This window comes from bacterium, assembly GCA_035527515.1.
Lineage (GTDB): Bacteria > B130-G9 > B130-G9 > B130-G9 > B130-G9 > B130-G9.
Window position 1 is genome coordinate 44958 of record DATLAJ010000164.1, and the last position, 13093, is coordinate 58050.

11 protein-coding genes and 1 tRNA gene are annotated in these 13093 nt (G+C 57.4%); 9 read left to right on the plus strand and 3 right to left on the minus strand.

What is annotated here, in order from left to right; all coding sequences use genetic code 11:
- Positions 1 to 16 precede the first annotated feature (16 nt).
- Both VM163_13410 and prmC read right to left on the minus strand, forming a co-directional pair.
- Positions 17 to 92 (minus strand) — tRNA-Gly (locus VM163_13410).
- A gap of 66 nt (positions 93 to 158) precedes the next feature.
- Positions 159 to 1067, minus strand: a complete 909-nt coding sequence (gene prmC, locus VM163_13415; protein HUT04879.1) for a peptide chain release factor N(5)-glutamine methyltransferase — start codon at positions 1065 to 1067, stop codon at positions 159 to 161.
- A gap of 133 nt (positions 1068 to 1200) precedes the next feature.
- On the opposite strand from prmC, the gene VM163_13420 reads away from it, so the two are divergent.
- From VM163_13420 to VM163_13435, 4 genes are all read left to right on the plus strand, one after another.
- Positions 1201 to 2520: an acetate kinase gene (locus VM163_13420; protein ID HUT04880.1), complete on the plus strand. Its 1320-nt coding sequence runs from the start codon at positions 1201 to 1203 to the stop codon at positions 2518 to 2520.
- Positions 2521 to 2735: 215 nt separating this feature from the next.
- Positions 2736 to 5645, plus strand: coding sequence for a YfhO family protein (locus VM163_13425; GenBank protein ID HUT04881.1), 2910 nt, complete (start codon positions 2736 to 2738; stop codon positions 5643 to 5645).
- Between the two features lies 1 nt (position 5646).
- Positions 5647 to 6228, plus strand: a complete 582-nt coding sequence (locus tag VM163_13430) for a hypothetical protein (protein ID HUT04882.1) — start codon at positions 5647 to 5649, stop codon at positions 6226 to 6228.
- A 223-nt stretch (positions 6229 to 6451) separates the two neighbouring features.
- Positions 6452 to 6835, plus strand: coding sequence for a CBS domain-containing protein (locus VM163_13435; protein ID HUT04883.1), 384 nt, complete (start codon positions 6452 to 6454; stop codon positions 6833 to 6835).
- Positions 6836 to 6943: 108 nt separating this feature from the next.
- Here the strand turns inward: VM163_13435 and VM163_13440 are convergent, their stop codons facing one another.
- A complete protein-coding gene (locus VM163_13440) occupies positions 6944 to 7720 on the minus strand; it encodes a methyltransferase domain-containing protein (GenBank protein ID HUT04884.1) in 777 nt (258 codons plus the stop codon).
- Positions 7721 to 7993: 273 nt separating this feature from the next.
- On the opposite strand from VM163_13440, the gene VM163_13445 reads away from it, so the two are divergent.
- The 5 genes from VM163_13445 to VM163_13465 form a co-directional block, all read left to right on the plus strand.
- On the plus strand, positions 7994 to 8764 hold the full coding sequence (locus VM163_13445) for a hypothetical protein (GenBank protein ID HUT04885.1): 771 nt from the start codon (positions 7994 to 7996) through the stop codon (positions 8762 to 8764).
- Positions 8765 to 8833: 69 nt separating this feature from the next.
- On the plus strand, positions 8834 to 9853 hold the full coding sequence (locus tag VM163_13450; protein ID HUT04886.1) for a PhoH family protein: 1020 nt from the start codon (positions 8834 to 8836) through the stop codon (positions 9851 to 9853).
- Between the two features lie 38 nt (positions 9854 to 9891).
- The gene (locus VM163_13455; protein ID HUT04887.1) at positions 9892 to 12369 is read left to right on the plus strand and encodes an HDIG domain-containing protein; all 2478 of its coding nucleotides are present in this window, start codon (positions 9892 to 9894) and stop codon (positions 12367 to 12369) included.
- A gap of 43 nt (positions 12370 to 12412) precedes the next feature.
- Positions 12413 to 12859, plus strand: coding sequence for an rRNA maturation RNase YbeY (gene ybeY / locus VM163_13460; GenBank protein ID HUT04888.1), 447 nt, complete (start codon positions 12413 to 12415; stop codon positions 12857 to 12859).
- Positions 12849 to 13093, plus strand: a 245-nt coding sequence (locus VM163_13465) for a hypothetical protein (GenBank protein HUT04889.1), incomplete at its 3' end; no start/stop codon positions are given. The genes ybeY and VM163_13465, both read left to right, overlap by 11 nt.

Genomic DNA, 13093 nt, shown 5'->3' on the forward strand with positions numbered 1-13093 from the left:
ACTCAAATCCACTTCCTGGAGCGGGCAACGGGGTTCGAACCCGCGACATCAAGCTTGGGAAGCTTGCACTCTACCAGCTGAGCTATGCCCGCCACACTCAATAACACTATAATGCAACCCCATGCCGCACGCAACTTTTTGAAGACTCTCCCTCGACCTCACTTCAATCGGTGAAACACTGCCGCGCGCCTGCGGCCAGAGAGATCGGCCACGAAACGCGGCTCGCTCATTCTATCGCGCATCGCCTGCTGCATGTCCCTGATGGCCGGGGGCATATCAGGTGCGATTTCGCAGACCAGCGCTCCGCCTCTCTTGAGCAGCCCCGCCGCCGTCTCTATCAATCGCGGATAGAAGTCCAGCCCCGATGCGCCTCCGTCAAGAGCAATTGCTGGCTCAAATTGCGAGATCTCTGGCTGAAGCCTCTTGAGGTCTTGGGAGCGAATGTAGGGCGGGTTGCAGACGATCAGTTCCACTCTTTGGGCAAATGCTTCTGGCGAGAGAGCGTCCGCCATATCGCAGCAGACAAGGGCAACTGTGTGCTGCAAGCCAATGCGGGACACGTTCGCCTCTGCAACGGCAAGCGCGGCCCGTGAGATGTCGGTCGCCACGATCCTGCACTCGCCGCTTAGCTCCGCGGCAAGCGCGATGGCGATGGCGCCCGACCCCGTGCCTATATCTATTATGAGAGGACGGGCCGAGGGCGCGAGGCCAGAACTGCCCTTTAGCTCCTGTATTGCTGCCTCAACAAGGGTCTCGGTCTCTGGACGGGGGATGAGAGCGCCCTCTTTGACCACGAGGTCGATTGACCAGAACTCCCAATGACCAAGAATGTACTGTATCGGCTCGCGGTTCTGCCGGCGCTTGGCGAGTCGCCTTACTTGTTGAAGCTGTGCATCGCTGAGGGTCTCCTGCGATCTCATAGGCAGGACCGAGCGGTCAAGGCCAAGACAATGCGAGACGATTAGCTCCGCGTCGAGGCGCGGTTGCTGTACGTCTGCGCGCGAGAGGGCTGATGAGGTCCAGCGCACTGCTTCGGCAACAGTTTGTGGCGTCCTTCGGATTGGCATCAGCGATCACACAATGACGTTCTGGATGTTTATACTTGCGTACGAGAGGACATGTGGTATAACGCCTCTTTTCGCCGCCAGGTTGACAAGGTTGCGGTCAAAGTCAAATGGAACCCACAAGAAGAGGGATATCATGGCTCAAATCATTCTTTCTCTGAACTGCGGCAGCTCTTCGGCCAAGTATCAGGTCTATAACTGGGACGAGAAGAGGACCATGGCCAAGGGCATCGTGGAACGAGTTACAGTCGGAGGGTCGTTTATCAAGCACGAGGTCCCCGGTCAAGAGGAGTATATCGAGAACCATGAATGCCCGAACCACAAAGAGGCGCTCTCGTTGATTACCGATATGCTTCTCCGGAGGGACCATGGCGTCCTGAAAGACATTTCTGAGATAAGTGCTGTCGGGCATCGCGTCGTGCACGGTGGCGATAAGTTCGCCAAATCGGTGAGGATCACCGAGGAGTCCCTGCAAACGTTCAGGGAGTTGTCGCCTCTTGCGCCTCTTCACAATCCACCCAACATTCAGGGGATCGAGGCGGCGATGGAGGTCTTGCCGAACGTGCCTCACATTGCGGTGATGGACACGGCCTTTTTGCAGACGATGCCCGCCACAAGCTATATCTACGCCGTCCCCTATGAATGGTATGAGGAATACGGTGTGAGGCGCTATGGCTTTCACGGGACTTCGCATCTTTACGTCTCGAAGCGAGCAGCTGTCATGCTCAAAAAACCTCCTTTTGAGTGCAATCTCATCACTTGCCATATCGGCAACGGTGTCAGCTTCACTGCGATTCGGGACGGCGTGGCGTTCGATCATTCCATGGGCCTTACGCCGCTAGAGGGTCTTGTGATGGGCACGAGGTCCGGCGATATTGACCCGGCGATCATCCCGTTTATCTGCGGCAAAACAGGGATGACAGTGAAAGAAGTAGAGTCAACTCTCAACAAGAAAAGTGGTCTGCTCGGCATAACAGGCAAATATACGGACTGCCGAGACATGCTCAAGGCTGGGGCAGAAGGAGATGAGCGCGCGCAGCTTGCGATCAACATCGAGACCTATCGCATAAAGAAGTACATCGGCGCGTACTACGCGGCCCTGGGGCGGCTGGACGCGATCGTCTTTACCGCTGGAGTTGGCGAGATGAGCCCCGAGATCAGAGGCAAATCGCTTGAGAACATGGAAGCGCTCGGCATCAAGCTCGACAAGGAACGTAACGAGGCAGCGCGGACCAGAAACAAGGAGCTTGTGATAAGCGCCGACGACTCGAGGGTCAAGGTGTTGGTCATCCCGACCGACGAGGAGTATGTTTTCACGGCGGATGTTGTGGCCATTCTCGAGAACCGCTATGACGTCCACACTAAGTTCGAGTATTCCTTCCAACGGTCCGGTTACGTCAACACGATGCGTGATGAGTCTTACGCGAAGGAACAGGCTAACAGGAAACATGAGTAAGTAGCTTCGATGGGCGTGCAGCCCTGAAAGGTGATGAATAGCCGCCGGGCAGGTCATTTTGGCCTGCCCGTTTTCTTTTGGCAGCAATGCGCCCGCAATAAAGAGCTCGTTCAATCCATCGCTTGGTCTCGTCAACACCTATTGTTTGCCCTCGGGCGTAGTATAATCGCCCAAACGTGTCTCATGGGCAGAACTCAGTCGATTCGAGCGAGGCGATGCGCAAATACATGGTTTTGAATAAGCCGCTGGCTGGCCAGATACTTCTGGTTGTGGTTCTGGTTGCGGTCTTTTTCGGCAATGCCCTCTTCACGAACAAGCTCTACTTCTTCTACGACACGATCATGCAGAACTTCCCGTTCGGGCAGTTCTTTGCGGAGGGATTTGGGCAACACAAGCTGCGTCTTTGGTGCCCGAACATCTTCTGTGGTTTTCCTCTTTTTGCAGAGGGGCAGGCCGGCCCGCTGTATCCGCTCTTCGGTCCGCTGCTGCTCCTCGCTCCCTACTGGGTGATCTACAAGTACTCCGTGGCGCTCCACTCGCTCCTGGCGGGCATCTTCATGCTGGTCTTCCTGCGGCAGAGAAAGCTCTCGGCCCAAAGCTGCCTCCTCGGCGCGGTGGCGTTCGCCTTCAGCGGTTTTTTCGTAGCACAGGTCTCCCACATAAACATCATCCGAGGCTACTGCTACCTCCCCGCTATCCTCGCCGCAATCGAGGCGGTCCGCGCTCGTGGGATGAGGAGATGGTGGCTCATCCCGGCGCTTTCAGGCGCTTTTCTGCTGGGCACACATCCCTATGTCGCTATCTACGTCCTGCTGGCCGTTGGCCTGTGGCTCGCTTTCGGGCTGTTCGACCGGAGGCGCCTCCCAAAAAAGGCCTCGGCGGGACGGTGGCTGGCGATAGCTGGCGGCCTGGCTCTCGGCCTCGGGCTGGCGGCGTGCCAACTGCTCCCAAGCGCAGAACTGCTTGAGCACTCAACACGGGGCCAAGACGTTAGCATCGGGTTTCTGACCGCTGGCTCGCTGCCGGCAAGGAACCTCATCACGTTCCTTCTGCCCAACTTCTTTGGCACTCCCGCCACCAACTCCTACTGGGGGCCGGGCGAGATAGGGCTTTATGCCGAGTTCTGCGGCTACGTCGGCATTCTGACACTCATACTCGCCACCGTGGCCGTTCTGTTTAGGAGAGACGGGAGACTATTGTACTTCGTCGTCCTGCTTGCAGGCAGCATCGTCTTCGCACTCGGCAGCCGAACGCCGCTTTACCTCATCCTTGCCAACATCCCTGTTCTCAACGCAACCCGCACTCCGGCGAGGTTCATGTACCTTGCCGTATTCGCTCTCTCTGCCCTGTCGGCCCATGGGCTCGAGTACTTGCTCTCGCTTCACAGCAAGCTGCGCACGAGGCGCCTCGTCGGCGTGTGTTTGGTGCTGATCGTCGCGGCTCTCTCAATCACTGCGTATCATCTCGCGCTTGGCAATTCGCTCGCCGTGAGCCAGGAGCGATCGTTTCCCGCTCAATCCCGAAATCTTGTCAGCGACGAGAGCAGGACCTTCTTTGCCCGCTACGGCGAGGCGCTATCAGGGGACCTGTGGCGGTTCGGGACCATCTCCGCCTTGTCCGCCCTGCTGCTGGTTTTGATTATCAGCAGGCCTCGGCAGGGCCGCTACTTGGCATTCGCCCTGCCTGTGCTGCTTTTTATCGACCTTTTCTCGTTCGGGCATGGGTTCAATCCGGTCGTCTCGACGAAGGTCTATACGAGGCCCGGCAAGCTCGTCAGACTTCTGCGTGCGGACCCTGGCACATTCAGGACGCTGCGATGGCATGTCCACGAGCTCTGGCGCCCAGAATTGGGCGTCGGCGAAGGCGAAAGGCAGGCTGACCCGTTCACGCCTGGCTGGGTCAATAACCTCGAGAGATACCGCAATTGCACGGAGTCGCTCGTGCCCAATACCAACATGCTCTACGGCATCGACAGCGCCGACGGTTACACCTCGTTTGGGCTTGCCCGATACAACGAGCTGCTTGGCGCTCCGGGCAAGTGCGCATGGCCGAGGTTCGAGCCCTCGCCGGGCCTGTTGTCGCTGCTGAACGTCAAATACGTCATCTCGTCCGAGGTGATCGACAACGCTCGGCTCGCCCCGGTTTTCACGTCGGGTGACCTTTATCTATACCAGAACGGCGATTTCCTGCCTCGTTTCTTTCTCGTGGAGAGGGCGATCGTGCTCCCCAATGAGGCGGCTGTCCTGAAGGCCGTCAAAGACCGCAGCTTTCATCCGCTTTCTGGCGTGCTGCTCGCCGGGGGCGAGCTGCGGAAGGCGGGCGGTTTCAATCTCGGCTCGCTATTGCGCCAGTGGTCGATCGAGGGCGTTTCTGGGACGCCTCGCGGCGCGCGTCGTGTGGCGGCCGGCCCCCTGGGCGAAGTGATCGTTGTTCAGGCCGATCCTGGCGAGATAACGCTCGAGGTCCGGGCCAATCTGCCCACATTCTTGGTTGTCTCGGAGAACGACTATCCGGGCTGGGAGGCGTTCATAAATGGGGAGCGGTCGCCCATCTTGCGGGCCTACGGTTTTGTAAAGGCGCTCGCTGTCCCCAGAGGGAAGAGCGTCGTCAGGCTCGTGTTTGAGCCGAAGAGCGTTGGCATCGGTCTTCTTATCTCTCTCCTTTCGGCGATGGCTGTCTTCTGTGCGGCGATCGCTTTTCTGTCCTGCAAGCGTGTCGAGCCGCCGCCGGGCGACGAGCGCTGCGGCGGGGGATTCGTGTCGAGATGGGTGGTCATCTCGATTGCTGTTGGCCTGATCGTTGCTCCAGGGCTCCTCGGCCCGGAGGGCAGCCAGCGAGCTGCTGCTGGTCTGTATTTTGGCAACGTGGTCGCGAAGGTCTATTGCGATTCGGCGGCCGATGCCTTGCGACGAGGTGAGAACGATGCGGCCGCCGAGACCGCCAAGGCTGCGCTTGAGTTGACGCCCGACGGTGTTAGGGCACACTATCTGCTCGGAGCAGCGTTGTTTGGGCTCGAAGACTGGGACGGAGCTCGGCGGCAGTGGGAGCGGTGCTTGGAGCTTGAGCCCAAGTATTCGCCGGCGCTTCGCGGGCTTGCCGAGCTGGGCATGCGATTCGGGAGATAGGATGTTCTATTCACCACGGAAGAAACTTGCGGTTTTCAGGGCTGCCTTGTGGGGAGCAACGCAGTGCGGCAAGACCGAGACGCTGAAGGGCCTGATCTCGCAGCTACCGCGTGAAGTTACCAGGGGCAACTGGCTAGACTATGCGGACATTCCCGAGCGCGACACTGAGCTTTTCCTGGAATATGTCCCTGTCCGGCTCGGGCACATAAAGGAGGCTGACGTGATGCTGGAGCTCTTCGCGCCTCATGCAGATCAAGCTGGCCTCGAGGTGTGGCTAAAGCTCGTCTCCGGTGCGGACGGTATCATCATCGTGGTGGACTCGCGCACTTCTAGGCTCGCTAGAAACCTGGCCTCGCTCCGCCGGCTGCGGCAGCTGCTCGTTGCGGCCAATCGGTCGCTGGAGAGAATGCCCTCGGTCTGCCAGTTCAACAAAAGAGATGCGCCCGATGCTCTGCCGCTCGAGGTGCTGGAGAGGGCCATCGACCTCAGGATTGCGCCCGGGGTCGGGACGGTTGCGACGAGGCAGATGGGCCTCGTTGACGTGGTTCAGGTGTTGAGCAAGCTGCTTGTGCGGACGCTCTGAGCCGGCTGCGGCCAAGATGTTGTGGTGGCGACATATTAGAGCCCGAGATGTGCGACTTGTAGTCGCGATGCTGTGGGAATAATCCCGCAAGCCACACAATATCTTGATCCAGCTACAATTCGGGCTTGACTTCACACAAATTGTGCGTTTAGTATTCTTACAGGAAGTTAGGTGTTGTTTTTCTGTATTGTTGGTTTCTTAACCAAATGATGGAGGGATGGGGATGAAAGCAAGGGACCTTATGAACGAGGAGGTCGAGTTCATCGATGGGTCCAGGAATGTCGCGGACGCCGTCAGGCAGATGAACGAGCGCAACGTCAGCAGCCTGATCGTCCAACACCGGGGCATCGAGGATGCCTTTGGGATTGTGACTCGGAAGGATGTCGTCACTAAGGTCATCGCCACTGGCGCAGACCCTCACGCGACGAAGGTTGCGGACATCATGAGCAAACCGCTGGTGTTTGCGTCGCCGGGGCTTGAGCACAAGTATGCGGCCAGGCTTCTTGCTAACACGGGCTTCAGGCGGCTGCCGGTCTTCGATGGCAAGAACATAGTCGGGATGCTGTCGAACTCAGACATCTTCGCCGCCTTTTCTAAGACCATTTAGTCTCGCGACAACTGGCTCTTCTTTCTCCTTCGTACGGCCCCGCCGCCTCCGGGTGGCGGGGCCGTTCTGCTGGTGGCTGAAGATTGCTCAGCTCGCCTTGGGCCGAGTTCAGGCCCTCTTTTGGCCGCAGATAACCATCCTAAAACTGTGCTTGCTAAGTGGCACCTTGACGTTGTTTTCTCCGTATGCAGACGTAATCTGCAGCCCCAGTCGTGCAAGGATACCTGCCATCTCGCTATAAGTATAAAGCCGCACCCAGCCTTGTGAGCGGTGAAACCTAAGACCTCTCCACCGAACAGAGCAGACGTCCGTTCTGAGGCGTGACTCCTTACGATCGTAGCGAAACCGGTAAACCCCAATAGCCCCCTTGTCGAGCTGGAACTTGACGCACGGGCATCTTTGCATCGCCCAGCCGGCATTTATGACCCCTATGACGAATCTGCCGCCCGGAACAAGAACTCTCGCCAGCTCCGCCAGCATCGCCTCGTTGGCCTCGTTTGTCTCTTTGTATCCGATGCCACCCTCTGCCATGCCAATTATGCAATCGAACGAATGGGTGTCGAACGGTAACAGGCCGATGTCGGCGGTAACAAAGCTCGCTCTCGCGGAAGTAATCCTGGCCCGCTTCATAGCAAGTCGTGGCAGGACATGGGAGATGTCAACGCCAGTAACCAAAAACCCTCCTTCGGCAAGCAGAAGACTGTGCCGTCCGAACCCGCACCCGGCGTCGAGGAGGCGTCTTGCCCGCCCCGGACCGAGGACCTCCAGCAAAAACTTCACCTCCCGCGCGGTTATCTCGGGCTTTGCCCAGGGAGCATAGACGGCTCCCTCACCAATCTTATCTAGTTCGTCCTTCCACCAGCCGGGCGCAGTCCCTTTCGGCATCGTCATGGCCACAGAGTATTGCCCGGCCATGTTTGATGTCAATCGTGAGGGAAGCGGGCGAGAAGTTTTTGTGCTTTTGGTGCTTGACAAGCTTGGACAGTGGCACTAAATTGGGCTTCTGAGGAGGTCTGCTGGTGAGACCTCTGCAAGATTAAGCAGCCTTTGTGTGTGGTTGGGTTAGCCAAAGATGGGAGGATACCTGCTATGATGATGGCGCGTCGTTGTGCTCTGATTATATTGGTTCTAGCGCTTGCTGGGCTGCAGGCGGCCTGTATGCTGTTTTACAAACGTCCTGACGTGGAGTTGGAGGCCGCCTCAACGAGCATCTCTAACTCGAAGGAGGCATGTGCAGACATTTACGCCTCGGACGCCTTCGCGGAGGCGCAGGATAAGCTGAAAGAGGCGCAAGTGGCGGCTGACCACAAGGAGAAGGGCGCGAAGGACTTGGCGCTCGAGGCCAAGGAACTTGCGGAGAAATCGAAGGCCGATGCGATCAGGCGTGGCGATGAGTCGCGTGCGATAACGAGCAAGAATCTTGCCGAGTCGCGAGATGTACTTGCCAATGTTGACGCGGCGCTGAGCGAGCTTGGCGAGGACGCGGGTGGTGCGCTGTTCGTAAGTCGAATGGATTCACTGCGTGATTTGGAGGTGAAGACAGAGACTCAGCTGAGGGAGGCTGGCTGCAGTCTTCTGGCTGCAGAGGAGGGGAGTAAGACGCTTTTATCTGGGGCGAATGAGCTCTTGGCAGACGTTGAGAGCTACTCGTTCTCGGTAAAGGCCGAGCAGCAGCCGGTTGCCCCCATTTTACATTCGGTGGTCCAGGGCGAGTGCTTGTGGTGCATAGCGGGTTATTCGACAGTGTATTCTGATCCTTTTCTATGGCCGCTTATCTATAGCGCCAACCGGGACCAGATCAAGGACCCCGACCTGATCTTCCCAGGCCAGGTTTTTGAGGTTCCGAGAGATTCAACGGACGTGGAGAAGGCTGAGGCCAGGCACGAGGCGAGAACGCGTGGCCAGTGGAGTCTCTACGACGGGAGGTAGGCGTTCGAGAGGTCTGCGGCTTTGGGACGCGGTGGTTTTTGCGGCGTAGTGTGAGCCGCGTTCTTTGAGATGGAAAGAGTCGTAGATTTCACGGAGAATGAGAGCCTGCGAAGGCTGTTGGGTTCTTACGATTCGGGTTCCAATCTAATCGAGGACGAATTCGGCGTCGTCCTAATTTCCCGTGGCAGCAAGGTCAAGGTCCGCGGCGAGGACAGCAAAGTTCTTATGGTTGAGGATTTCTTGCGGAAGATGGCTCCGCTATTGCACAAACACCTTCAGTGTGATGATTCGCTCGTCGCTGATGCGGTCTATGCGTATCTAAATGACGCGAATGTTGATCTGCCGGGGCTTTTCTCTGAGCAGATAAGAGTTCCGTCTCGCGAGGCGGATATATACCCCAAGACGTCGAACCAAAAGCGCTACGTTCGGCTGATGAGGACTTCCGACATAGTTTTCTCGATCGGGCCGGCTGGGACGGGCAAGACCTACCTTGCGATGGCAATCGCGGTCTCGTCGTTTCTCACCAAGAGAGTGAAGCGGATTGTCTTGACCAGGCCTGCTATCGAGGCAGGAGAGCGTTTGGGCTTCTTGCCGGGCGATTTCAAGGAGAAGGTGATGCCGTATTTGCGGCCGCTTTACGATGCACTTTACGACATGATCCCCATGAACAAGGCGACTTACCTCATAGAGAATGGGGCGATCGAGATAGCGCCTCTTGCGTACATGCGTGGTCGGACGCTCAACGACAGCTTCGCGATCTTGGACGAAGCTCAGAACACCACCCCTGAGCAGATGAAGATGTTTCTCACTCGTCTGGGCAAGGGCTCGAGGGCGGTTATCACGGGTGACATAACGCAGATAGACCTGCCGGCGGCGCAGGTCTCAGGTCTTGTGCAGGTTCAATCTGTTCTGTCGTCCATTCGTGGCATAGAGTTCATCTATTTCTCGTCTGCCGATGTTGTCCGGCACAACCTGGTGCAGAAGATCATAGATGCCTACGAGGTGTTCGGTCGGCCGCCAGTTGTGGCGCCTGAGCCGGTTCCTCAGACTTCCTTTGACACGGGAAAAGGTGAGAGCGCTGCTGGCTGATTTGGCGTAGCGTTTGTGGCAATCAGCAGGCACTGAAAATGAAAAAGAATGGCTCCAAGCACAAACCTAAAGGCCTGGTGCAGAATTCAGAGCCCCCTGACCGGCGTTCATCAGGGACTTCGCCTCCTGTCGCAAGACTGAGGGCGCTATTTGCCCAGAACCGCGTTCAAAGCGCGGTGATAGCATGTGTGGCGATAGCTCTTCTCACTGTTTTGCTCGTTCCCAAACGGCACACGATAGACCTGAAGCTGTTTCCCGTCGGGGAGATCGCAAGGCAGGATATCTGGGCGCCCACCGAGATCACTGTCGAGGACGAAGAGACGACAGTGGCCAAGAAAAAGGCCGCGGTTGCGAATGTGCCCTCCGTATATGACTTCGACGAGCGCGCCTTCTCCCAGACGACTAGAGCGATAGGCTTGACGTTCCGGGCTCTTCGAGCTGGTATCGAGAAGCGCAACGAGTTGCTGCGATCGCTTCTGCAGCCGGCGGCACCGGAAGGTGAGGGCAAGCAGGCGAAGTTGGCGGAGGATGTATCCGCCAAAGGCACAAAGGAGAAGTTATCCGGGCCTTCGGAGGCGCCGGCTCGGCCCGAGGTGAAGCCGACGATTGCAGACTTACATGAGGAGTTCAAGCAGTTGCTGGGGATCGATGTGTCCCCGGATGAGTTTGATCAACTAGTTGTATCTGGCCTCGACGTTTCAGTCGAGGACTGTGTTGTCAAGGCATTTGAGGACGCTAGCAAGGACGGGGTGGTTGGCGACAAAGCGCTTTTGCTGAGCAATTCTGAGAACGGCATCATTATGAGGCAGGTTGGCAGCGGCACAGCGAAGTCGCTTGGTGCGAGCTCGCTCTTCAGGGTCTCGGATAGCCAGGAGGCTCGAGCCAGGGCTGTTAGGTTTGTAAAGTCGGAATGCCCTGGCTCCAGCAAACTGCGCGCCGTTCTTGCCTCGGTCGTCTCGCGTCTTGTCAAGCCGACTCTCACGTTCAACAAGAGCGAGACAGAGAAGGCCAAGCAAGATGCCATGGCGGCCGTCGAGCTTGTTTATTTCAAGATCAAAAAAGGGCAGATGATCATCCGGGCGAGGGAGATGGTTACTCCTAAGCAGAGCCGGCTTATCAGGGAGATTTCCAAAAACATCCAGCCTCGTCGGCGTGTGAACTCGGCTGTCGGGACGCCGCTTTTTTTGGCGATTGTGGTCATCCTTCTCAGCCTTTCGGGCCGGCGGTTTGGGTTTGAGGCGGCATCGGGGTGGAAGAATCAGCTGCTGTTCTGGACAATCGCCATGCTGACTCTGCTTCTCTCGAAGGGCTTTTTGTGGGGCATCAGGAGCTTTGCAGATGCGATTGAGCAGTTCCCGTTCAACCAACAGGAGTGTTACTATTTCGCAGCGCCTCTTGGGCTTGGTGCGGTCTTGGCCACGCTTCTTCTGGGGAAGCGTTCGGGCCTGGCGGCCACGATTGTGTGTTCTGCGTTCGTGCCGCTTCTTTTCGGTAATTACCCCGTGATCATCATGGCGACATTTCTCTCCGGAGTGACCGTGGTGTTCGTAGCCGGAAGGTATGGCAGCGGTGCAGTTGTGTTCAAGATGGGCCTGTCGATCGGCGTGGTTGCCGCGGCGACGGTCCTTTCGATGCAGCTGCTTGACGCGAACGTCAAGTTTAGTCAGACAGGTTACTTCAACGCGCTTTGTGGTTTTGGACAGGGGCTGGTTGTGATCGCTTTTGCGGGGATTTTCTTGCCGATCTTAGAGCTTGTGTTCGGGGTCTGGACGAAGTCCAAGCTGCTTGACCTTGCCTCCAGCGACAGGCCGCTAATCAAGCGGCTCATGATCGAGGCGGGCGGCACGCACAATCACAGCCTCAGGGTTGGGGAGCTGGCACGCAGCGCGTGCGAGGATGTGGGCGCAAACGGCGTCATCGCGTTGGTCGGCTCGTACTATCACGACATCGGGAAGCTGAAACGGCCAGGCTACTTCATAGAGAACACCCCGGTAGGAGGCGAGAACCCCCACGACCGTCTGAAGCCGGCCATGAGCGTGCGGGTTCTTATCGAGCACGTAACTTATGGACTTGAGCTCGCACGGAAGAAGAAGCTGCCGCCGGTCGTCCAAGACATAATTGAGCAGCATCACGGCAAGTCCCTGATGAAGCCGTTCTATCACAAGGCGCTGGAGGCGGCCAAGCGAACGGGGGAGAAGGTGGAGGAGTCGGAGTTCCGCTACCCTGGCGTTAGGCCCAAGACCCGGCAGGCGGGGATCATAATGCTGGCCGATTCAGTTGAGGCTGCGTCCAGGGTCTTGATCGACCCCACACGGGACAAGATCTCCAAGATGGTCGATAGGGTTGTTTCGTGGTATGTCGAGGACCGCCAGTTGGACGAGTGCGACCTCTCGCTGCATGACATTCAGAGATGCAAGGAGAGCTTTGTGCACGTTCTGCAAGGAATGCTTCATTCCCGCATTGAATATCCTGAAGACCAGCCGGCTGGGCCGGTGCAGAGCGAGGAGGTTCGGTAGTCGTGGAGTCGGTGCTACTTGGTGTCATGGGGATTCGACGAAAGTGATCGAGGTCATCTTGGATGCGGGTGTGGACGGCGTGAGCGAGCGTCATGCCCGAAACATAGTTTCGCAAGTGCTGAGTATGATCGGCAGGAGCGGCGCCTCGTTGAACGTGCTCTTCAGCGGGGACGAGAGGATTCGGGAGCTGAACAAGAGGTTCAGAGAAGTCGACGCTCCGACTGATGTGATGGCCTTTCCGTCGGGGGACGATAGCGCCTTTCTTGGCGACGTCATCATCTCGGTTGAGAGGGCGCAGGCACAGGCCGTAAAGCTAGGCCACAGTCTTGAGGATGAGCTCGAGGTGCTTCTCGTGCATGGTATCCTGCACTTGGTTGGATACACTGATTACGACGATTCGAGCAGAGCCATGATGTTTGAGAAAACAGATCAGATCATAAAGCAACTTATATATTCGAGAACTGGGAAGGTGAATAGAAGTGGAGGATGACCAAAACGCAGGCAACATAAGTCTGCTCATGAAACTCAAGAACCTAGTCAAACGCCACAGAGCACCGCAGAAGTCGGAGCCGGTCCACGATAGAATAGTCTCGCTGATTGAGCGCACGATTGGGAGCTCTTCTCAGATTGATGTCAGTGTGCTGAGGATGATCGGCAGCGTGCTGGAGTTCAGCGACAAGATAGTGCGCGAGGTCATGGTTCCTCGTGTCGAGATGGTCTGCGT

Bases quoted from the DNA above. Each gene is read 5' to 3' on its own strand.
- prmC (HUT04879.1), bottom strand. From the start codon at position 1,067: ATGCCAATCCGAAGGACGCCACAAACTGTTGCCGAAGCAGTGCGCTGG.
- VM163_13420 (HUT04880.1), top strand. From the start codon at position 1,201: ATGGCTCAAATCATTCTTTCTCTGAACTGCGGCAGCTCTTCGGCCAAG.
- VM163_13425 (HUT04881.1), top strand. From the start codon at position 2,736: ATGCGCAAATACATGGTTTTGAATAAGCCGCTGGCTGGCCAGATACTT.
- VM163_13430 (HUT04882.1), top strand. From the start codon at position 5,647: ATGTTCTATTCACCACGGAAGAAACTTGCGGTTTTCAGGGCTGCCTTG.
- VM163_13435 (HUT04883.1), top strand. From the start codon at position 6,452: ATGAAAGCAAGGGACCTTATGAACGAGGAGGTCGAGTTCATCGATGGG.
- VM163_13440 (HUT04884.1), bottom strand. From the start codon at position 7,720: ATGCCGAAAGGGACTGCGCCCGGCTGGTGGAAGGACGAACTAGATAAG.
- VM163_13445 (HUT04885.1), top strand. From the start codon at position 7,994: ATGCTGTTTTACAAACGTCCTGACGTGGAGTTGGAGGCCGCCTCAACG.
- VM163_13450 (HUT04886.1), top strand. From the start codon at position 8,834: ATGGAAAGAGTCGTAGATTTCACGGAGAATGAGAGCCTGCGAAGGCTG.
- VM163_13455 (HUT04887.1), top strand. From the start codon at position 9,892: ATGAAAAAGAATGGCTCCAAGCACAAACCTAAAGGCCTGGTGCAGAAT.